Genomic DNA, 21,918 nt, shown 5'->3' on the forward strand with positions numbered 1-21,918 from the left:
CGACAGCATCCGTCCCCGCAGGTCAGGAGTCGATCGCGTGCCGCGGGCGGGCCCAGCGCGCCGGCCGGTCGGGGCCGTCCCACACCTGGATGGCGCCCCACACGACGGCGGCGATGGGGACCGCGAGCACGGCGCCGAGGATGCCGCCGACCGCGGCGCCTCCGGCGAGCACGATGAGGATCGCGAACGAGTGCAGGCGCATCGAGCGCCCCATGAGGACGGGCTGGAGGAAGTTGCCCTCGAGCTGGTTCACGAGGACGACGACCCCGACGACGAGCAGGGCGTTGACCCAGCCGTTGGAGACGAGAGCGACCAGCGCCGCGATGATCCCGCCGATGACGGCGCCGACGATCGGGATGAACGACAGGAGGAAGGTCAGCACGGCCAGCGGGATCGCGAGCGGCACCTGGAGGATCAGCAGGCCGATGAGGATGCCGACCGCGTCGACGAGGGCGACGAGCGCCGTCCCGCGCACGTACGAGCCGAGCGTGCCGATCGTCTTGTCACCGATCCGGCGTGCCCGCGTGTACGCGGCACCGCGGAAGGGCCGGAGGACGAACTCCCACATCTGCGGGCCGTCCTTGAGGAAGAAGAACAGGATCGTGACGAGCAGGACGAGTCCGGTCACGAAGTTGGTGATCGCGTTGACGCCGCGCAGCGCGCTCGAGCCGAACTGGGAGCTCGTGAGGAAGTCCGTGAGCTGCCCCGCCCATTCGCGCAGCTGATCGGGCGTCGGGGCGAACGGCAGGGTCTCGACCCAGTCGATCAGGTGCGCGAACCCCTCCTGCGCCTGTCGCGAGAGGTCCTCCCACTGATCGGTGACGGCCCACACGATGAGCCAAGTGAACGCGCCGAGGATGACCAGGACCGCCAGGAGCGAGATGACGGTCGCGAGCGGTGCGGGCAGGCCGGCTCGCCGCATCCACGCCATGGCCGGAGCGAAGGCCGCCGCGAAGATGAGTGCCAGGACGAGCGGGATCGTCACGAGCGTCAGCTGCAGGTTCAGCCAGATGAGCCCGGTCGCCAGCACAGCCACGACGATGATCTGCAGCGAGCGGGTCGCGAGCCTGCCGAACGCGTCGGCCCACAGGCTCGCGGGGGGCCGGAGCGCCGGCTGCTCCGCCCCGGACTCGTCCAGCCGCACGATCAGCGGCTCACGACGGAAGAAGATGCCCATCCCGCAACGCTAGGGCCTGCGACCCTTCGACCCTGGGGGCTTGCGCCGTCCGGCGCGCCGCCATAGGGCGGATGCCGTCCGCCTGAGGCGGGTTCAGACGAAGGCGCTCATCCCCGTGATGTCGCGGCCGATGAGCAGCGCCTGGATCGACTCGGTGCCTTCGTACGTGTGGATCGCCTCGATGTCGGCCAGGTGCTGCATGACGCGGTTCTCGATGAGGATCCCGTTGCCGCCCAGGAGGTCGCGGGCCGTCGCCGCGATCCGCCGGGCGGCGCGGGTGTTGTGGTACTTCGCGAGCGACGCCTGCGTCGGGCGCAGGCCGCCGGAGAGCTCGAGGTCGGCGAGGTGGCGGCAGTAGAGCTGCATGCCGGTGAGCTCCTCGAGCATCTGCGCGAGGCGCTCCTGCACCATCTGGAACTTCGCGAGCGGCCGGCCGAACTGCGTCCGCTGCTGCGCGTAGTTCAGGGCCGCCTCGTAGCAGGCGGTCGCGTGCCCGAGCGCCGACCACGCGACGCCGGAGCGCGTCGAGTACAGGACGGTCGAGGCATCCTTGAACGACTTCGCGCCGGGCAGGACGGCGTCCAGGGGCACGCGCACGCCGTCGAGGGCGATGTGGGCCTGATGGATGCCGCGCAGCGACGCCTTGCCCGTGATGACGGTGCCGGTGTACCCGGGGCGATCCTGTTCGACGAGGAAGCAGCGCACAGCGCCGTGGTCGTCGTCGCCGGGGGAGTCCACGCGCGCCCACACGAACGTCACGCCGCCGGAGGCGCCGTTGCCGATCCACTTCTTCGCGCCGTCGAGCACCCAGCCCCCGGGCTCCGAGCCCGCCGCGGGGTCGCGGCGCGCCGTCGTCTCGAGCGAGACGGAGTCCGAGCCGTGGTCGGGCTCGGTGAGCGCGAATGCCGCGGGCACCTCCGCGCGGGCGATGGGACCCAGCCAGCGCGCCTGCTGCTCGGGACTGCCGAAGAGGGCGAGCGTGCGCAGCGCGAGTCCGCCCTGCACGGCGATCACGGTGCCGAGCGATCCGTCGCCGCGCGAGACCTCCATGTTGACCAGGCCCGCCGCGAGGGGTGAGAACGGCGTCAGGTCGGGATGCTCGATGCCGTCGTTGAGCAGGTCGAGCTCACCGAGGCGCCGTGCGATGTCGAGCGGGTACTCCGCCTTGTCCCAGGCGTCCAGCATCCGGTCGCCGACCTCGTCGACGAATGCCTGCGCGCGCTCCCAGACGGCGCGGTCGGCGTCGGGGATGTCGGCGAAGACGGCGTAGTAGTCGGTGCCGAGGCGCGACGTCACGTCGTAGCCCTCGACGCGCTCACCCGGGCGCTCGCGGAAGTCGGTCATGATCGGAACTCCAGTCGGCTCAGGATGCCTAGACAGTGCTGACACTGAGTTCCAGTGTATGTCGGACTGAGTCTCACCTCCATTCGCGAGAACGCCCTTGTGTCCTCCACACGCCGTGGGAAGAGGACATAAGGGCGTTCTCGCGAGAGCGGGCCATGGCGCGGGAGGCTCAGGCGCGCGCGGCGCGCTCCCGGCGGGCGATGCGCGCGCGGCGGATGAGCTTCTCGAGCTCGATCGCGACGGGCACGATGAGGGCGAGTCCGAGGCACTGCAGCCACTGGGATCCGCTCAGCGAGACCGTGCCCACGAGGTTCTGCATGAAGCCGATCTCGACGGCCGCGACGGTCAGTGCCAGCGGGATCGCGAGCCACTTGACTGCGACGAGGATGGGCGGCGTCAAGCCGGACTCGGGGTCCCGGCGCATGACGAGGCCGCCGAAGATCGAGCCGAGGGCTGCGACGACGAACGCCATCGTGACCGGGACGTTGGCGGCGGTGGAGCTCAGCTGGTCGGGGTAGAGGAGCAGCGGCAGGAGTGTCGTGATGAAGATGAGCCCGCCGTAGACGAACCACAGGACCACGGCCGCGGGATTCGCGATCGTCTTCTTCGGGTCACGCGGCGGCTTCTGCATGATGCCGTCCGGCACGGGGTCGAGGAGGATCACGATGACCGGGAAGATGACGATGAAGAAGTTCAGGAACAGGACCATGATCGGCGTGAGCGGCACGCCGTCGTTGATGCTGAAGATGCTCGCCACGAGGAAGAGCAGGACGAGCGAGAACAGCTGCGCCATCTGGAAGCGGACGTAGCTGACGATCTTGTCGTAGATCGCCCGGCCGAGGCGGACCGCGGTGACGAGGGTGCCGAAGTTGTCGTCGACGAGGATCATCTTCCCCGCCTGCTTCGTCACGTCGCTGCCCGAGCCCATCGCGACGCCGATGTCGGCCTGCTTGAGCGCCGCGGCGTCGTTTACGGCGTCGCCCGTCATGGCGACGACGGCCCCGTCCTCCTGCATGAGCCGGGCGAGGCGCAGCTTGTCCTCCGGAGTGACGCGACCGAAGACGTGCAGGTCCGGCAGGGCCGCCTTGAGCTCGTCGTCGCTCATCGCCTGGATCTCGGCACCGCTGGCAGCACCCGTGCCGAGGCCGAGCTTGGCGCCGATCGCGGCCGCGGTGATCGCGTGGTCGCCCGTGATCATGCGCACCTCGATGCCGGCCTCGCGTGCGATGCGGACGGCCTCCTTCGAGGACGGGCGGAGCGGGTCGATGATGCCGACGAGTCCCGCGAGTGTCAGGTCCTTCACCTCCGCGAACGGATCCGCGGGCACGGCCGCGCCCGGCTCGAAGCGGCGGAAGGCGAACGCGAGGACGCGCAGGCCCTGCTCCGAGAGGCTGCGGTTCGCGTCGAGCACGGCCTGGCGCTGCGCGTCGATCGGGGCCGGGCCCTCGGTGGTCAGGACCGTCGAGCACCGCTCGAGGACGACATCCGGCCCGCCCTTGACGAGCTCGACCAGGCGCGTCTTTCCGCCGTCGGGGATCTCGTGGAAGGTAGCCATGAACTTGTACGCCGAGTCGAAGGGCACCTCGGCCGCACGCGGGTACTGCGCGCGCGTGAGCTCGGCATCCGCCCCCATCTTGGCCGCGAGCACGACCAGCGCCGCCTCGGTCGGGTCGCCGACCACGACGCCGTCGTCCGAGACCGTCGCGTCGCTGCACAGCGTGAGCCCGAGCGCGAGCGTCGTGAAGTCGGGGTTGGGCGTCCCCGCGACCCGGCGGATCTCACCCGACTTCTCGTAGCCGCTGCCGGCGACCGAGAACCACTCGCCCGCGAGGTAGAGCGACTCGACCGTCATCTCGTTCATCGTGAGCGTGCCGGTCTTGTCCGAGTTGATGGCGCTCGTCGCGCCGAGCGTCTCGACGTCGGTGAGGTTCTTGACCACGGCCTTGTGCTCGGCGAGCTGCCGCGAGCCGTACGACAGCATCGCCTGCACGAACGAGGGCATGCCCGTCGGGATGGCCGAGATCGCCATCGAGATGCCGAGCAGGATGACGGACTGGATCGGCTGGCCGTTGATCACGCCCATCACGACGATGACGGCCACGGCGCCCCACGCGATCCAGCCGAGGACGCCCGTGAGGGAGTCGAGTTCGCGCTGCAGCGGCGACTTCGCGGGCTTGACGGCCGACAGCATCGAGGCGATGCGCCCCATCTGCGTGTCCATGCCGGTCTCGGTCACGACGATGCTCGCCGTCCCGCGCGTGACCTGCGTGTTCTGGAAGACCATGTTGGCGCGGTCGCCGAGCGTCGTCTCGGGGTCGGCGAGGGCCGCGGCATCCTTCGCGATCGGCGCGCTCTCGCCCGTGAGCGCCGCCTCCTGAGTCTCCAGCGTCGCCGAACGGAGGATGCGGCCGTCAGCGGGCACGATGTCGCCGGCCTCGAGAGCGACGATGTCGCCTCGCACGAGGGTCGTGGCATCCACCTGCGCGAGCGTCCCGTCGCGCACGACCTTCGCCTGCGGGATCTGCATCTTGGCGAGGGCGTCGACCGAGGCCTTGGCCTTCATCTCCTGACGCGTGCCCAGCACGACGTTCAGGATCACGAGGGCGCCCACGAGGATGCTGACGCTCACCTGATTGATGAAGAGGCTGATGACGGCGACCGCGACCAGCATGACGTTCATCGGGTCGATGAGCTGGCGGAAGGCCACCTGCCACACGCTCGGCGAGGGCTCGGCGGCGATCGCATTGGGGCCGTGGTCGGCGAGGCGTCGCGCGGCCTCGGTCTGCGACAGTCCTCGATCGCGGTCGGTCTCGAGCGTGGCGGTGACGGCCGCGGCGTCCTGAGTGAACCAGGGCGACGTCGGCGAGGTGTCCAGGGCGGTCATGGCATGAACCTACTCCCGGTTGAGGGCGCGGAGGCCGGTGCATCGACCGTTCCGGGCGAGGACGGCCGAGGACTCGCGGACGACCCGGGTGGTTCCGGTGCGGGGCGCCCAGGCGGGGCGTCAGCCGATCTGCTCGCCGAGCCTGCGCGCGACCTCGGCCTTCGGCATCCGCCGCGGGAACACGGCGACGACGAGATCGTCGGGGCCCGCGTCCTCGCCGTCGGGATGCACGCCGAACCGGTGCAGCACGTCGTCGAGCGCGCGGCGCAGCACCGACACCGGGACGCGCTTCGAGCTGCGCAGCAGCTGGCGCAGGACGTGATTGTGGACGGCCGTCACGACGGCCGCGAACCCGACGGCGTCGAGCGGATCGAGCCCCGGCAGCGCCTCGCGGAGGTACTCGTCGAAGAGCCGCTCGTACCGGAAGACCGTCACGATCTCGCGCTCGCGCAGGGCCGGCACGCCCCGCACGACGGCGTAGCGGCGGCGCGCGAGCTCGGGGTCCGCCGTGAACTGCTTGAAGACCCAGAGGGATGCCTCGCACACCGCGGCCCACGGATTCTCGTGCGGCTGCGCGAGGTAGCTGCGCAGGCCGTCCAGCAGCAGTTCGTGGTCCGCGAAGACGACGTCGTCCTTGCCGCCGAACTGGCGGAAGAAGGTGGATCTGGAGATGCCGGCCGCCTGGGCGATCTGCTCGACCGAGGTGGCCTCGAAGCCCTGGGTCGCGAAGAGGTCGAGGGCCGCGGCCACGACGGCATGGCGCGCGGAGGCCGGCGCGGCGGTGTCGCTCATGGGCAGAGCCTAGTGCGGCGCTGACGCGGGCCACGGCAGGCGCCGCCTATCATGACGACATGCCCGGGGCGGGGGTGGTTCCGCGGCGGCGTCGCCGGCGCATCATCGCGGCGGCCGTCGTCTGCGGCGTCGTCGCCATGGGGACGCTCGCGCTCACCTCGGCGACCGACGTCCGCCCGCCGGTCGTGGGCGGCACCGCGGCGGCCTTCCTGCCCGAGGACGGTGCTGTCGGATGGGCGCAGATGGCCGGAGGCGTCGCACAGTACGAGCAGCGGCGCGCGCCAGGGGTCGCGGCCCTCTTCGTGCTGCCGACGCAGGTCGCCGGCATCGCGGTGACGGCCTATCCGGATGCTGCGCGCGCCGTCCCGCACTGGGCGACGTACTGGGGGCCCGAGGCGGGGCGTGCGGGGGCGAACCCGCGGGACCTGTACAGCATCGGCGGCGCGGGCATCCGGATCGTCGCGAGCTCCGGCTTTCCGCTGGACTCCGTGTTCATGCCCGGGATGGTCGTGCTCGCCTCCGACGTGCGGCCCGGCGCCGAGTGGAAGAGCGAGGGCACGAGCCTGTGGGCCCAGCTGGGTCCGGACGGCGCACCGCAGTCGGCCGAGTTCGCGTACGAGGGCGACTTCGCGGCCCGCGAGCCCGAAGACCCGTCGCTCGCCGACCATGTCCGGGACGGATGCCTCGAGACGGTGTCCACCGTCACCCTGACACCGGGCGAGGGCGCCGCGCTCGTCTATCACCAGACCTCCCTGTGGTGTCCCGGCGCAGGCCAGGTCGCCTCGACGGGTGGGTTCGAGGGGGAGGAGCCCATCACGATCCCGCCCGCGGACGAGCCGCATGTCGCGGTGCAGCTCTCGGCGCGCGTGCCGTCGTGGCAGCATCCGGAGTTCTGGGATGCCGCGCTCGTCGCGGCGCGGTGGGTCGATCCGCTGTGGGGCGACAGCGTGTTCACGGTGTCGCCTGCGCTCCGCCCCGTCATGGTGGGCGAGAAGCTCGCGGTAGCCGACCTCAACACGGGCGACCTGACGCTGCTGCGCGAGGATGAGCAGGGGCTCGTCGTCGACCGGGTCCTGCGGCCGGGTGGCGATGTGATCGCGCTCGGCGCGGTCGGCGAGCTGCTCGTCGTGGCGACGTCCCAGCGCGACCTCGTCGCCTACACGGCGCGCGGCGACCGCGTGTGGACGCGGTCCACCCCCGACCTCGTGGTCGGCGCCCCTGCGGGGGATCGCGCCGGCGGTCTCGTGATCGGATGCCTCGACGGCACGGTCCGGTCGCTCGACGCCGGGACGGGGGAGGAGCGCTGGAGCGCGTATGTGTCGGCCGACGGCGTCGAGTCGGTCGTGGTCGTGGACGGCCTCGCGGTCACGGCGGACCGGGTCGGCGCGCTGGCGGCGGTCGATCTCGGCGACGGCTCGGCACTGTGGACCGACGACCCGGACGGCGAGGTCGCCGCGTTCGCGACGGACGGCGAGGCGCTGTTCGCCACGCGCGACGACGTCGTGGAGCGGCTCGACCCCGCCACGGGGTCGACGGTGTGGAGCACGAGCGCCTCGACCGGCATCGACGACCTCGCGCTCGTGGGCGACCGGGTCGTGGCGCAGACGTGGCGCGACCTCGCCGCCTTCGACGTCGAGGACGGCTCGATCACGTGGCGTGCTCCCCTCGCGACGGCGATCGCGTCGGACGGCACGGCGCTCGCCGCGACGAGCGGCTCCCGCATCCGACTCCTCGCGGCGGACGGATCGGATGCCGCGACCTGGGAAGTGCCGCCGGAGTCGCTGGGATCGTTCCGGTACCTGACGGCCGCACCGAACGCCGTCTGGATGACCGACGCGAAGGCGGGGATCGTGAGGGTCGGGCCGTGAGCGCCTCCGCCGAGCCGAGGCGCCCCGAGACTCCGCCCGACCGGTGGCGCGGCATCCGCCCTGTCGCCGGAGTCGTCCGGGACTTCGTGCTGCACGTCGTCGTCGAGCCCGTGCGGGACGGGCGCCTGCGCGCGCAGCGCTGGCCGCGCGGGCTGGCTCCCGTCGTCGCGATCGCGCTCGCGGGCTACGTCCTGGCGGCGATCGCCGTCGTCGCGGCCGGTGCGATCCGCGAGGCGAGCGAGCTCAGCGCGTCGGCCGGCACCTTCGCGATCTCGATGCCGGCGTGGACGGTGGGACCCCTGCTCGCGCTCGTCGTCCTGGCGCTCGCGCTCGCCCAGACGGCCGCGCTGCGGGTCCCGCTCTGGCTCGCCGTCATCGTGACGCTGCTGTCGACGCTCGTCATGGTCTCGGTCGGAGTGAACGACACGGCGCTCGACACGGCGATCACCCCGGGCCGCGTCGCGGCGGCGCTCGCCACCGTCGCGCTGTGGGTCCTGCTCTTCGTGCGGCGTCGCCGCCGCTACTCGTGGATCGAGTTCGCCGTCGTGTTCGGCATCATCACGATCGGGGTGGGGGTCGGCGCCTGGACGACGACCCGCGCGGCGGCGGAGTTCGGCCTGGAGGCGGGTCCTGTGACCCTCTCGTCGATCATGCAGAACATCGGCACGCTCGCCTTCCCCGCGGCGCTCGCCGCCGGCGCCGCCGTCGCCCAGCTGTCGTGCGCGATGGCGACGCAGTCCGTCGCGAGCGTCGAGCGGCGCCTGCCGGTCGTCGCCGGCGCCGTGCTCCTCGGAGCGCTCGTGCTGTGGCGAGGCTGGGCGATCGTCGCGGGGTTCGCCTCGGGCGAGAAGCTCGAGTTCCTCCCGTTCGTGGGAGCCGTCCTGCTGCTCGCGGCCGTCGCAGGAGCGTGGGCCTTCCTGTCGCGCATCCGCGGGCCGCTCCCGCCGCCGCCCGCTGCGGCGCTCGAGTCGCGTTTCGGCGAGATCGCGCAGGCCCTCGCGGCGCTGCTCGTGATCGGCATCCTCCCGACGACGCTCCTGTACATGCTGACGTCGATCCTCTTCTCGATCACCTTCGACGACGCGATCTCAGGACCGCCGTCCGCGGTCGCCGACGCCCTCAGCGAGGAGTGGATCGTGTGGGCGCTCCGCCTCGTCGTGGGGATCGGGCTCCTCGTGCTCGCACTCCGCGCCGCGCGGCGGGGGCGAGCGACGACTCCCGAGCTGTACTCGTCGATGGGCATCGTGTGCGTCGCGATGTCGGTGCTCGCGCTGACGGGGTTCGAGCAGATCGCCTGGACGGGCTTCGCGCTCACGGTCGTCGTGACGATCGCGGCCGTCGCGCTGCTGACCGCCTGGATCGTCCGGCGCCGCCTCACGCCGCCCCGAGCCGCCGCGATCGGGGTCGCGCTGCTCATCGCGGCGCTCTTCGACCAGCGGACGTTCGTCGAGGATCCGCTCAAGTGGGCGTTCGGCTTCACCGGCTCGGCGTTCGTCCTGTTCGGGTTCGTGTGGGCGCTCCTGACCGGCGGCGGCCGAGCCAACGCCACATCCCGCCGCTATCCGCGATCGAGCCGCGTCCTGCTGTTCCTCGCGAACGCGCTCTTCGGCGTGACGGTCCTCGCGTTCGCGGCCCTCGCGCGCGACCCCGACGCGACGGTGAACCTCGGCGCCCCGCTCCTCCTCGGCGACGAGCTGCTCGGGACGGGCCTGCTGACGGCCGCACTGCTGGCCGCCCTCGCGACGGCGCTCGGGCCGCGCACGTCGGTCGCGAGCGAAGCGGCGAGAGCGCCTGCCCCGCGCGCGGACGGCTGACGGAACCTGGCGACCCTCGATCCCGCCTGAGCGTTCGCCGAGGACACAAGTCCCGGCTTGACAATCGCGGCGAAGAGTGGAAACGTTTACGGTGTCCGTTGGAAACGTTTCCAACCCACACGCGGTGAAGAGGCCGTGGAGCATCCAAGGAGGGACAGTGGCGCGAGTCACGATCATCGACGTCGCCAAGCGCGCCGGTGTCTCGGTCGCCTCGGCATCGCGTGCCCTCAACGGGCTCGTCGCGAGCGCAGAGACGGTCCAGAAGGTCCGCGCGGCGGCCGCCGAGCTCGGCTACACGGCGGACGCGAGGGCTCGATCGCTCAAGCTCGGCCGCACGCAGCAGCTCGCGTACGCGGTCGCCGACATCGGCAACCCCGTCTACGTCGACATGATGAGCGCGATCGAACGCGTCGTCGCAGCATCCGACTACCGCCTCGTGATCTCGAGCACCGGTGACGCGGACGCGACCGTCGAACTCGTCGAGAGCCTGCGCCGAGGCTTCGTCGACGGCATGGTGATCTCGCCGCTGCGCGTCACGGACGAACTCGTCGCCGCGATCTCGGAGGCTCCGGTTCCCGTCGTCGTCCTGGGACGCATGCCCGACGACTCCGGCACCGACACCGTCATGGCCGACTCGACCCGAGGCATGGGGCTCGTCGTCGACCACCTGGTCTCCGAGGGTCGCCGCCGCCTTGCATTCATCAACGGACCCGAGGACACCACGCCCGGACGCTTCCGTCTGGACGGCTTCCGCCGGGCGGTGGCCGCCGCGCGGAACGTCTCCAGCATCGAGATCGCCGTCGACGACTTCACGATCGCTGAGGGCTATGGCGCGGCGGTCAGTCTTCTCCAGGAGCGCGCGGGTGAGATCGACGCCGTCGTCGCCGCCAACGACCTGATCGGCATCGGCACGCTGCACGCGGCCGACGATCTGGGGCTGCGCGTCCCGGCAGACCTCGCGATCACGGGCGTCGACGACACCGAGCTCGCGCAGGTGTCGCGTCCCGGACTCACGAGCGTCGGTCTCGGCGCAGCCGAGCGCGGCCGCCTCGCCGCCGAGCTGCTCCTCGCGCGGATCGCCGAGCCCGGCCGCCCCGAGCAGACCGTCACCGTCGCACCGACACTCCGCGTCCGCGGGTCCTCCGTCCTGCGCGCCCCGCACACGGTCACGGCTTTCCCCAGAGAGGCCTCCGCATGAGCACCGCCGTCCTCACCGAGACACCCCGCAAGCCCAAGGTGCGTCGCCTCGGCCCGCGCGCAAGGGCGGAGCGTCGCGAGGCGATCTTCCTGGTCCTGCCGGCCCTGCTGCCGATCCTGATCTTCTCGGTCGTCCCGCTCGTGAGCGGCGTGGTCCTCGGGTTCACCGACGCCACGCTCGCGCGCAACGCCGACATCAACTTCATCGGCTTCGGCAACTTCATCGCCCTTCTCAACGATTCCCGCTTCTGGGCGTCGTTCGGGATCGGACTGGTCTGGGCGGCCTCCGTCTCGCTGCTCACGCTCGTCTCGGCGATGGGTCTCGCGCTGCTGCTCAACTCCGACCTCCGGCTCAAGGGCTTCACACGCGTTCTCGCGCTCATCCCGTGGGCGATGCCGCCGGTCGTCATCGCGATCGTGTGGCGGATGATCTACAACACCAACTCCGGACCGCTCAACGCCGTGCTCGAGGCGATGGGCCTGCCCGCGGTCAACTGGCTCGGCGACTTCAACACGGCGCTGCCCGCCGTCATCGTGGTCGGCGTGTGGGCGGGGATGCCGCAGACGACCGTCCTGCTGCTCGCGGGCATGCAGTCCATCGCGCCCGAGTTGCACGAGGCAGCGGCCGTCGACGGCGCCGGCTCGTTCCGTCGCTTCTGGCACGTCACGCTCCCGGCCCTGCGCCCCGTGATCTTCGCGATCACCGCGCTCGACTTCATCTGGCAGTTCAACTCGTTCGGCCTCGTGTACGTCCTCACCGAGGGCGGCCCCGGCGGTCGCACGATGATCCCCCCGCTGTTCACCTACCTCGAGGCCTTCCGCAACCGTGAGATCGGCTACGCGTCCGCCATGGGCGACGTCCTGGTCGTCGCGATCATGATCATCCTGTCGTTCTACCTCGTCCATCAGTTCCGCCAGGCGAAGGAGGCCGGCCGATGACCGCCGAAACGACCCCCGTCATCGCGGCCGGCGACACCACCCGCGCGATCGTGACAGGCGGTGCGTCTTCCGAGCGCCCCCGCCGCCGGAAGAAGCTCACCGGCTCCAGGGTGATGCAGTACGTCGGCCTCGGCGTCTATCTCTTCTTCCTGGGCTTCCCGCTGGTGTGGCTGCTCTCGGCATCCTTCAAGTCGTCCCGAGAGCTGAACTCGCTGTCGGCGAACCTCATCCCGGCGGAGTGGGTCTTCACCAACTACGTGGACGCCCTCGAGCGACAGAACCTCATCCAGTCGGCCGGCAACTCGCTCATCGTCGCGATCTCCACCACGTTCATCACGCTGCTGCTGTCGATGCCCATGGCGTACGCGCTCGCGCGCCTGCGCGGCCGGCTCCGGGCGGGCGGGACGATCTGGATCCTCGCGAGCCAGGTCTTCCCCGCGATCCTCATCATCATCCCGCTGTTCCTCGTCATGCGGACCCTGCACCTCAACGACACCCTGTTCGGGCTGACCCTGGTGTACGTCACCTTCACGATGCCGTTCACGCTGTGGATGCTGCAGGGATACATCGCGGCGATCCCGATCGACCTCGAGGAGGCGGGCGAGATGGACGGCGCCGGTCGCTGGCGCGTGCTGCGCTCGATCGTCTTCCCGCTCCTCGCACCGGGAATCGCGGCGACGGCGATGTTCACGTTCGTCTCCGCCTGGAACGAGTTCTTCCTCGCACTCGTGCTCATCCAGAGCCCGGAGCTGTACACGCTGCCCATCACGCTGCGCTCATTCCTGGGCGCCGAGGGTCAGACGCAGCTCGGCCCGCTCGCAGCGGGCGCCGTACTCGCGACGATCCCGTCGCTCATCATCTTCAGCATCCTGCAGAAGAGACTCACCGGCGGAATGCTCGCCGGTGCCGTCAAGGGGTAATTCCTGCCCGTCACCATGAGAAAGGTATCCATCATGTGGAAGTCCAGAGGCATCGTCGCACTGGCCGTCGCGGGAACCGCGACACTCGCCCTCACGGGCTGCCAGCAGGGCAGCGCGACCGACAGCGGCGATGACGGCGAGGTCGTCACGCTCCAGTTCCAGTCGCTCTCCGACCAGCCGGCGACCCAGGAGGCCGTCGGCGCGATCGTGGACGCGTGGAACGCCGAGCACGAGGACGTGCAGGTCGAGATCGTCCAGGCAGGCTGGGACGGCATCTTCGACAAGCTCATCACCCAGTTCACCGGCGGGACCGCCCCCGACATCATCCACTTCGAGGCCGCGAGCATCGCGTCGTTCGCCCAGGACGGCTACCTCGCCGACCTCACCGACCTCATCGACCCCGCGATCAAGGACGACATCTCGCAGGGCATCTGGGACTCGGTCACGATCAACGACGAGATCATCGCCTACCCGTCGACGATGCAGTCCTACATGGTCTTCGCGAACACCGATCTGCTCGAGGCCGCCGGCGTCGAGGTCCCGAGCGGCGACACGATGACGTGGGATGAGCTGCGCGAGATCGCGCAGGCCACGACGACCGCCGACGCCTACGGGCTCGGCTGGGGTCTCGGGTCGCCGACGGCGGCCATGATGAGCCTCGCGCTCGGCACGGGCGGCGACTTCTTCGAAGGCGAGGGCGAGGACGTCACGATCGACGTCGGCCCCGACGAGACGGCTGTCCCCGAGCTCGTCCACGCCATGGCGTACGAGGACAAGTCGCTCGACCCGACGTCGCTCACGCAGTCGGGCTCGGACGTGCTCGCATCGTTCTACGGCGGCAAGGCGGCACTCACGATCCAGGGCTCGTTCCAGGCGACCAACATCGCCAATGACGCTCCCGAGGGCTTCAACTGGACGGTCCTGCCCCCGCTCGAAGGCTCGGCGGGCGCCCTTCAGGCCGCGAACCCGCAGACGTACTCGATCAACATCGACTCCGAGCACGTCGAGGAGTCGGCCGAGTTCATGAACTACTTCATGAGCGCCGACAACCTCGCCTCGATCGCCTTCGCCGACGCGCTGATCCCGTCCTCGGGCGCTGCGCAGGAGGCCGTCAAGGGCCTCGCCGAAGGTGCGACCGGGTGGGATCAGATCATCGCCTCGGCCGCCGGCCTCACCGCGCCGCCCTTCCTCAAGGTCTCGAAGTACGCCGAGTGGAAGGACACGATCGCGACCCCGGCCTTCCAGCAGTACTTCGGCGACCAGATCAGCGTCGACGAGCTGCGTCAGCAGCTCAGCGACGGCTGGACCGAAGTCAACGGCTGACCGGATAGACGAGAGCGCGGGGCGGCGCACCATGCACCGCCCCGCGCTGTGTGAACAGGAGTGCACGACGTGAATGTGATCGAGGACCGGGTCGCCGGAGTGCTGGCGGGCGCCGCCGTGGGCGATGCCCTGGGCGGTGCCACGGAAGGATGGACGCCGGAGCAGATCGAGGAGCGCCACGGCGGCCGGGTGACCGGCATCGTGGGGCCGTTCCTGCCGGACTGGCGTACGGCGCGACCCATCGCGCCGTACCACAAGGGGGATGGGCACGTCACCGACGACACCCTCATGACGCATGCGCTGATCGAGGTCTACGCCGCTCGGCGCACGCATCTCGACGCGTTCAACGTCGCGTCCGACCTCGTGCCCCTCATGATCCGCGAGCCGCGCTGGATCCCGGAGCTCGAGCAGGAGGCGCTCATCCTCCAGCGGGTCTTCCTCGCAGAGAAGTGGATGGTCGCGCGGATCCACTACGGCCACGTCGACCCGCGCGAGGCGGGCGTCGGCAACATCGTCAACTGCGGCGCCACGATGTACATGGCGCCGGTCGGGCTCGTGAACATGGGCGATCCCGAGGCCGCCTACGCCGAGGCGATCGACCTCGCGGGGGCGCACCAGTCCTCGTACGGTCGTGAGGCGGCGGGCGTCTTCGCCGCTGCGATCGCCGCAGCCGTCGGGCCGGGTGCCACCGTGGCCGACGTCATGGCGGCATGCGTCCGCGTCGCCCACGACGGCACCGCGGCTGCCATCGAGGCTGTTCTCGCGGCAGTGGCGGGCTTCCGCGAGGCGGGCGGATCGGAGGACCCGCGCGAGCTCGGCCGGGTCATCCGAGCCGCAGTCAGCCCCTTCGACACCGTCGGCGACGAGTACCGCGCGATGGCGATGGATGCCCGGCTGCCGTCCCGCACGAAATCGATCGAAGAGCTTCCCGTGGCGCTCGGGTTCGTCCTCGCCCACGACGGCGATGCGCGCGCGGCGATCCTGGATGCCGTCAACTATGGGCGCGACTCCGACTCGATCGCGACGATGGCGGGCGCCATCTGCGGCGGTCTCGGAGGGCGCGAGGCCGTGCCGTCCGAGTGGGTGAGCGATGTCGCGAAGGCGAGCCGGCTCGACCTCGAGAGCGTCATCGTGACCATGACCGACGTCGTGCGCGACGTCGCGGGGGCGGACGCCAGGCGGGCCCGCGAGCGCGCGAGCATGCTCGAGGGGATGCTGGACGGTGCGCTGCTGTGAGACTCACGTGGGCACAGCCCGAGGATCTCGTCGCCGCCGAGATCACGGCGCTGCGGGAGCAGGGCGCGGCCGAGGCGGTCCTCGCCTCGGTGGAGGAGCGGTGGATCGCGGCAGGCGGTGACCCGGTGCTCCAGCCGGCGGGCGCGAGCGCTGTGCCGGCACCGCCGGCGCTGCGCGCGTTCGCGCGAGAGCTGCTCGACGAGCTCGCCGCCGCGCAGCCGGCCTCGGACGAGGAGCCCGACGACTGGGAGTCGATCGAGGCGCTCCTCCCGCCCGCGCCGCAGCTGCCCCGCCCGCGGCGGATCGAGTCGGACCGCGTGCGCGGCGCGTGGTACGGCCGCGCGGTCGGCTGCCTGCTCGGCAAGCCCGTCGAGAAGATCCCCCGGGCGGGGATCGAGGAGATCGCCCGGGCGACGGGCAATTGGCCCATCACGGGCTACTTCACAGCGCAGGGGCTTCCTCCGGACGTGGCCGCCCGGTGGCCCTGGAACCGGCGGTCGGCGCCGACCTCGCTCGTCGAGAACATCGCCGGGATGCCTGAGGACGACGACCTCAACTTCGCGCTGCTGGCGCTCGACATGGTCGAGGGTCGCGGGTCCGCGCTCACGACGGAGGATGTCGCCGAGGCGTGGCTCGCCAGCCTTCCGGCCGGTCGCGTCTTCACGGCGGAGCGCGCGGCCTATCGGAATCTGCTCGATGCGCGGCCCGTCCCCGACACCGCGACGCACCACAACCCGTTCCGCGAGTGGATCGGCGCGCTCATCCGCGTCGATGTCTACGGGTGGGCGCACCCCGGCGACGTGCGCAGCGCCGCGCGCCTGGCCTGGACCGACGCGCGCCTGAGCCACACCCGCAATGGACTGTACGGGGCGATGTGGGCGGCGGCGCTGTGCTCGGCATCCCTCGTCGCCGCAAGCCCCGCCGAGGCACTCGACGCGGCCGATGCGGTCGTGCCGCCGGGGTCGCGCCTTGCCGCGGCCGTCGCGCTGGGCCGCCGCGCCGGTGCGGACCGCGCCGCCGGAACCATCGACGATGCGCAGGCACTGGACCGGCTGCACGCCGAGCTCGGGTCGCTGCACTGGGTCCACACGCTCAACAACGCGGCGCTCATCGCGTGCGCGCTCGAGGCCTCGGGAGGGTCCGTCGGCCGCGGCATCGCGATCGCCGTCGCAGGCGGCTGGGACACGGATTCGGCCGGTGCGACAGTGGGCTCGGTGCTCGGCGGTCTCGGCGGGCTGAGCGGCATCGACGCGGCGTGGACCGCGCCGCTCGACGGCCGCATCGCGACCTCGCTCCCCGGCTCCGCGTCGAGGTCGATCGAGGAGCTCGCGCAGCGCACGCTGCGGCTTCCGGCGAGGATGTCGCTGTGAAGGTCGCCGTCGTGGGCAGCGTCAACATGGACGTCGTCGCGCGCGTCGCGCACGTCCCGGCGCCGGGCGAGACCCTGCTCGCGCGCAGCTGGTCGCGCGGTGGCGGCGGAAAGGGCGCCAATCAGGCGGTCGCCGCCGCTCGCGCCGCGGCCGCCTCGGTGGCCTTCATCGGCGCGGTCGGAGACGACGGCGACGGGCAGGCGCTGCGCGCCGGGCTCGAGTCGGACGGCATCGACGTCACGGGACTCGAGTCCGCCGAGGCCCCGACGGGCGTGGCGCTCATCTCGGTCGGCGACGACGGCGAGAACGCGATCGTCGTGGTCGCGGGCGCCAATGCGACGGCCTCGCCGCTCTCACCGCAGCAGACGGCGGTGGTCGCCGATGCCGACGTCGTCGTGGCTCAGCTCGAGATCCCTGTCGAGCGCGTGCTCGAGGCATCCCGTCTTCGCAGGCCCGACGCGCTGTTCGTCCTGAACGCGTCCCCCTCAGCCCCGTTCGGCGACAACGGCGTCGCCGACCGGCTCCTCTCCGCGTGCGACGTCCTGATCGTGAACGAGCATGAGCTGCGTGACGTCGCGCGGACGACGGCAGCGGACCTGTGGGACGCGGTCGATGCGGTCGCCGAGCGCGTCGGCGCCGTCGTCGTGACCCTCGGGTCGCAGGGGTCGATCGTCGCCGTGGGCGCGGAACGGCGCTCGGTCGCGGCATTCCCCGCCCGAGCCGTCGACACGACCGGCGCGGGCGACACGTACTGCGGCGTCCTCGCGGCGCGCCTCGGCGCACGGCGTGACGGCCTCACGATCGACGCCGTCGCAGACGCCGCGCGCGTCGCGGGCGCCGCGGCGGCGCTCGCCGTCGGGCGGCACGGTGCCCAGGCATCCGTTCCCACGGCCGATGAGGTCGACGACTTCCTGAAGGAGACATCATGAGCGGCGGCTTCGACCCGCTGGTTCCCCGCGAGATCGACAAGCCCGCGATCCTGCCGCTCGAGGCGGACGTCACGCGGGGTGAGCTCGCGACTCTTCTCGACGACGCGAAGATCTTCGCCGCCCCGACCGATCCCGCCGATCTCGACCGCTGGCGCGCGCAGCTCGACGCGTGGCGGGCGGGTGCGCGTGAGCGCCACGGGGCGCCCGCGCGCTACGACGATCCCGATGCCGCATGGGCGGCCTCGTGCTTCACGGTCGCGCAGGTGTGGCTGTGGGATGAGCTCTTCTTCGACTTCGACGAGCAGCGCTTCACGCCCGAGAGGTTCCTCCGCGACGCGCATGAGCGATTCGGGGGACTCGACGGCGTCGTGCTGTGGCACGCCTACCCCGTCATCGGCATCGACGACCGCAACCAGTGGGACTTCTACGACGTGCCGGGACTCGCGGAGGCCGCGGCCGCGCTCCACGACGCGGGCGTCCGGGTCTTCGTCGACTACAACCCGTGGGACACCGGGACCCGGCGGGGCGGTGAGGACGCGGACGAGCTCGCCGAGGTCATCCGGCGGCTCGGCGCCGACGGCATCTTCCTCGACACACTCAAGAACGCCGACCCCGACTTCGTCGCCGCCATGGACCGCGCGCGTCCCGGGATCGGCCTCGAGGGCGAGTCCAAGCTCGCGACCCAGCGCATCGCCGATCACAGCCTGTCGTGGGCGCAGTGGTTCGCCGACACGACCCCTCCCGGCGTCCTGCGGGCCCACCTGTTCGAACGTCGCCACATGCAGCATCACATCCGGCGCTGGCACCGCGATCACTCGGACGAGCTCATCTCGGCATGGGTCAACGGCGTCGGCATCATGGTCTGGGAGGTCGTGTTCGGGGCCTGGGTCGGCTGGAACGACCGAGACGCCGCGACGCTGCGACGGATGCTGCCCGTGCAGCGGCGTCTGCACCGCTGGCTCGTCGACGGAGAGTGGACCCCGCTCGCCGTCTGCGAGGCGTCCGGACTCGTGGGGTCGTCGTTCGCGCTGGAGGGGGCGTCCCTCGTGACGCTCGCCAACACCTCGGATGTCGACCTGGAGCACCGACCGGACGGCGCGGGGCGCTGGATCGCGCTGCACGATGCTGCCGGTGACGCTGTCGGGGCTGCCGGTGACGCGGTCGTGGTTCCCGCCCGCGGCATCGCCGCGGTGCTGCACCTTCAGGAGGATGCCGCGGAGCCCGCGGAACTCGATGAGCTTCGGCGCGAGCTCGCCGGTCGCGCGCACGTCGCGGCCTCATCCTTCCCGCACCTTCGGGCCCGGCGCTTGACCGCTCCGGAGTGGCAGGGCCCGGATGCCGACGCCGAGATCCGCGATCGCCTGGCGGCCCGCGCCGTCGAGCTCGCGCCCGGTGAGCGGGTCATCACCGTCCGGTTCCGCCAGCGCGAGACGGGCATGTACGACGGTGCCCCCTACGTCGACGAGTGGAAGCCGCTCCCGCCGCGCCTGCACGACTATCGCACGCTCGAGCGCGTCGTCGCGCTGCCGCGCGCACTCCGCGTCGCGGCCGTCGAGGTGTCGGCCGCGGACTACGCCGAGTTCCTCGCCGCCATCGGCGAGGAGGCCCCTGCCGACGCCTCGCCGGATGCCCCGGCCACGGGCGTCACGCTCGCCCGCGCTCGCGAGTTCGCCGCGTGGGTCGGCGGCCGGCTCCCGACGGAGGACGAGTGGCAGGTCGCGGCGGCCGAGCCCGGGTTCGCGCGGCGCGCGCCGGTCGTCTGGAACTGGACCGAGTCGGAGCACAGCGATGGCCGCAGCCGGTTCGTCATGCTCAAGGGCGGGTCCGATCACATCTCCGAGGGGTCCGACTGGTACTTCGACGGCGGGCCGCAGCATCCGGAGTTCTCGGCGAAGCTGCTTCTGCCCGGGCTCGGCGTGGACGCCTCCGGATCGATCGGCTTCCGGGTCTGCTGGGAGGACCGAGCCTGATGGGCGCCCTCGACGGAGTGACGGTGATCGACGTCTCGACGCTGTTCGCCGGCCCCATGGCGGCGATGCATCTCGGCGACATGGGCGCGACCGTCGTCAAGGTCGAGCACCCGCAGCGCCCCGACCCCGCGCGCGGGCACGGCCCGTCGAAGGACGGGCAGAACCTGTGGTGGAAGACGCTCGGGCGCAACAAGAGGACGGTCGCGCTCGACCTGCACACGGACGGCGGCCGCGAGGCGCTGCTGCGCCTCGTCGAGACCGCCGACGTGATGATCGAGAACTTCCGCCCCGGCACGCTCGAGCGGTGGGGTCTCGGCTACGACGAGCTCTCCGCCCGCAACCCCCGCCTCATCCTGGCGCGGGTGACGGGCTTCGGCCAGCGAGGTCCTTACCGGTCCAAGCCCGGCTTCGGCACGCTCGCCGAGGCCATGAGCGGGTTCGCGGCGATGACGGGGGAGCCGGATGGGCCGCCCGTGCTGCCGCCGTTCGGGCTCGCCGACGGCATCGCATCGCTCGCGACGGCGTACGCGGTCATGGTCGCGCTGCACTCCCGCGGGCGCACGGGCGTCGGGCAGGAGGTCGATGTCGCGATCATCGAGCCGATGCTCGCCATGCTCGGCCCGCAGATCACGCGGTGGGACCAGCTCGGCACCGTCCAGCCGCGCACGGGCAACCGTTCGGCGAACAACGCGCCGCGCAACACCTATCGCACGGCGGACGGGTCCTGGGTCGCCGTGTCGACGAGCGCCCAGTCGATCGCCGAGCGGGTCATGACGCTCGTCGGCCGGCCGGAGCTCATCGACGAGCCGTGGTTCGCGACCGGGTCGGGGCGCGCGCAGCACGCCGATGAGCTCGACGACGCCGTCGGCGGGTGGATCGCGCAGCGGTCCCGTGACGAGGTCATCGAGGCCTTCGACAACGCGCAGGCGGCCATCGCGCCGATCTACGATGCCGGCGACATCATGGCCGATCCGCAGTTCCAGGCACTCGGCACGATCCACACGATCACGGACGACGACCTCGGCGAGATGCGGATGCAGGGCCCGCTGTTCCGGCTCTCCGAGGATGAGCCCGTCCTCGCGTTCACCGGACGGGCAGCCGGAGCCGACACCGATGCGATCCTCGGCGAGCTCGGCTACACGGCGGCCCAGATCGAGGAGCTTCGCGTGAGCGGAGCGATCGCATGACCCCGGCGCTCACGGCTCTCTACGTTCCCGGCGATCGTCCTGACCGCGTCGCCAAGGCGATGGATGCCGGGGCCGACATCGTCATCGTCGACCTCGAGGATGCCGTCGCCCCGACCCGGAAGGACGTCGCGCGGGCAGGCATCGCGGATCTGCGTCCGGTAGCCGGCGGCGCGCTGCAGGTCCGCGTCAACGGGCGGGGGAGTCCCTGGCTCGAGGCCGACCTCGACGCCGTCGCGCAGCTTCCGCACGACATCGGCGTGCGCCTTCCGAAGGTGCAGTCGCCGGACGAGATCCGGTCCCTCGCCGAGCGTGTCGGCGGCCGACCCCTTCACGCGCTCCTCGAAACCGCGCTGGGGGTCGAGCGCGCCTTCGAGATCGCCTCGGCCGGCGTCGCATCGATCGCCCTCGGCGAAGCCGACCTGCGCTCGCAGCTCGGCCTGCCGCGCGGGCAGGCGGGCGAGCCCGGTCTGGAATGGGCGCGGTCGCGGGCCGTCTACGCCGCCGCGGCGGCCGGGATCGCGGCGCCCATGATGAGCGCCTACACGGACATCGCCGACCTGGATGGTCTGGCGGCCAGCTGCGCTGCCGGTCGCGCGCTCGGGTTCGTGGGGCGCACGGCCATACACCCCGCTCAGCTCGCGACCATCGAGGCGGCCTTCCTGCCGACGCCGGAGGAGGTCGACCGGGCGCGGCAGGTGGTCGACCGCGTCGGCGCCGCTGCCGCCGACGGCGTGGGCACCGTCGTGCTCGAGGACGGCACCTTCCTCGACGTCGCGATGGTGCGGTCCGCACAGCGGACCCTCGCGCTCGCCGAGCGACGCCGCTGAGCCCCGCCCGCTCGCCGGAATCGGCATCCTGATCCCGTCGACAGGGGATGCTGTCCGGTAGGGGACGGCACGGAGCGCCCCGAGACCGGTAGTAGGCTGGGGGATTGGCCGGTCTCTTGACATCGAGAGATCTTCCGGGCC

The 21,918-nt window shown here is 71.5% G+C and carries 16 protein-coding genes; 12 read left to right on the forward strand and 4 right to left on the reverse strand.

The genetic code is table 11. From position 1 onward, the window contains the following. Nucleotides 1–22: 22 nt before the first annotated feature. From ABZ477_RS11070 to ABZ477_RS11085, 4 genes are all read right to left on the reverse strand, one after another. Nucleotides 23–1,177 (reverse strand): AI-2E family transporter, encoded by a 1,155-nt coding sequence (locus ABZ477_RS11070; protein WP_360132346.1) that lies wholly within the window; start codon nt 1,175–1,177, stop codon nt 23–25. A 93-nt stretch (nt 1,178–1,270) separates the two neighbouring features. After that, on the reverse strand, nt 1,271–2,521 hold the full coding sequence (locus ABZ477_RS11075; RefSeq protein ID WP_360132349.1) for an acyl-CoA dehydrogenase family protein: 1,251 nt from the start codon (nt 2,519–2,521) through the stop codon (nt 1,271–1,273). A gap of 169 nt (nt 2,522–2,690) precedes the next feature. Next, nucleotides 2,691–5,405, reverse strand: a complete 2,715-nt coding sequence (locus tag ABZ477_RS11080) for a cation-translocating P-type ATPase (protein ID WP_360132352.1) — start codon at nt 5,403–5,405, stop codon at nt 2,691–2,693. 120 nt (nt 5,406–5,525) lie between these two features. Continuing rightward, on the reverse strand, nt 5,526–6,197 hold the full coding sequence (locus tag ABZ477_RS11085) for a TetR/AcrR family transcriptional regulator (protein ID WP_360132355.1): 672 nt from the start codon (nt 6,195–6,197) through the stop codon (nt 5,526–5,528). A gap of 59 nt (nt 6,198–6,256) precedes the next feature. On the opposite strand from ABZ477_RS11085, the gene ABZ477_RS11090 reads away from it, so the two are divergent. The 12 genes from ABZ477_RS11090 to ABZ477_RS11145 all read left to right on the forward strand — a co-directional run bounded on the left by ABZ477_RS11090 (nt 6,257) and on the right by ABZ477_RS11145 (nt 21,777). Beyond that, complete coding sequence (locus ABZ477_RS11090) at nt 6,257–8,065, forward strand: PQQ-binding-like beta-propeller repeat protein (protein ID WP_360132358.1); 1,809 nt, start codon at nt 6,257–6,259, stop codon at nt 8,063–8,065. Continuing rightward, on the forward strand, nt 8,062–9,879 hold the full coding sequence (locus ABZ477_RS11095) for a hypothetical protein (protein WP_360132361.1): 1,818 nt from the start codon (nt 8,062–8,064) through the stop codon (nt 9,877–9,879). The genes ABZ477_RS11090 and ABZ477_RS11095 overlap by 4 nt, the downstream gene beginning before the upstream one ends. Nucleotides 9,880–10,036: 157 nt before the next feature. Next, complete coding sequence (locus tag ABZ477_RS11100; RefSeq protein ID WP_360132364.1) at nt 10,037–11,077, forward strand: LacI family DNA-binding transcriptional regulator; 1,041 nt, start codon at nt 10,037–10,039, stop codon at nt 11,075–11,077. Further along, a complete protein-coding gene (locus ABZ477_RS11105) occupies nt 11,074–12,015 on the forward strand; it encodes a sugar ABC transporter permease (protein WP_360132367.1) in 942 nt (313 codons plus the stop codon). Before ABZ477_RS11100 ends, ABZ477_RS11105 begins: the two co-directional genes overlap by 4 nt. After that, on the forward strand, nt 12,012–12,935 hold the full coding sequence (locus ABZ477_RS11110; RefSeq protein ID WP_360132370.1) for a carbohydrate ABC transporter permease: 924 nt from the start codon (nt 12,012–12,014) through the stop codon (nt 12,933–12,935). The genes ABZ477_RS11105 and ABZ477_RS11110 overlap by 4 nt, the downstream gene beginning before the upstream one ends. Nucleotides 12,936–12,968: 33 nt before the next feature. After that, nucleotides 12,969–14,258 (forward strand): sugar ABC transporter substrate-binding protein, encoded by a 1,290-nt coding sequence (locus ABZ477_RS11115; RefSeq protein ID WP_360132373.1) that lies wholly within the window; start codon nt 12,969–12,971, stop codon nt 14,256–14,258. A 69-nt stretch (nt 14,259–14,327) separates the two neighbouring features. Next, a complete protein-coding gene (locus tag ABZ477_RS11120; protein ID WP_360132375.1) occupies nt 14,328–15,494 on the forward strand; it encodes an ADP-ribosylglycohydrolase family protein in 1,167 nt (388 codons plus the stop codon). Continuing rightward, a complete protein-coding gene (locus ABZ477_RS11125; RefSeq protein WP_360132378.1) occupies nt 15,491–16,864 on the forward strand; it encodes an ADP-ribosylglycohydrolase family protein in 1,374 nt (457 codons plus the stop codon). Before ABZ477_RS11120 ends, ABZ477_RS11125 begins: the two co-directional genes overlap by 4 nt. Then, nucleotides 16,861–17,793, forward strand: a complete 933-nt coding sequence (locus ABZ477_RS11130) for a PfkB family carbohydrate kinase (protein WP_360132381.1) — start codon at nt 16,861–16,863, stop codon at nt 17,791–17,793. The genes ABZ477_RS11125 and ABZ477_RS11130 overlap by 4 nt, the downstream gene beginning before the upstream one ends. Continuing rightward, complete coding sequence (locus ABZ477_RS11135) at nt 17,790–19,763, forward strand: SUMF1/EgtB/PvdO family nonheme iron enzyme (protein ID WP_360132384.1); 1,974 nt, start codon at nt 17,790–17,792, stop codon at nt 19,761–19,763. The genes ABZ477_RS11130 and ABZ477_RS11135 overlap by 4 nt, the downstream gene beginning before the upstream one ends. After that, nucleotides 19,763–20,950, forward strand: a complete 1,188-nt coding sequence (locus tag ABZ477_RS11140) for a CoA transferase (RefSeq protein ID WP_360132387.1) — start codon at nt 19,763–19,765, stop codon at nt 20,948–20,950. The genes ABZ477_RS11135 and ABZ477_RS11140 overlap by 1 nt, the downstream gene beginning before the upstream one ends. Then, nucleotides 20,947–21,777 carry a CoA ester lyase gene (locus ABZ477_RS11145; protein WP_360132390.1) on the forward strand — a complete coding sequence of 277 codons (831 nt, stop codon included), beginning with the start codon at nt 20,947–20,949 and terminating at the stop codon, nt 21,775–21,777. The genes ABZ477_RS11140 and ABZ477_RS11145 overlap by 4 nt, the downstream gene beginning before the upstream one ends. Nucleotides 21,778–21,918: the final 141 nt, after the last annotated feature.

This window comes from Microbacterium sp. NPDC019599, from assembly GCF_040632175.1.
In the GTDB taxonomy this organism is placed as follows: Bacteria; Actinomycetota; Actinomycetes; order Actinomycetales; family Microbacteriaceae; genus Microbacterium.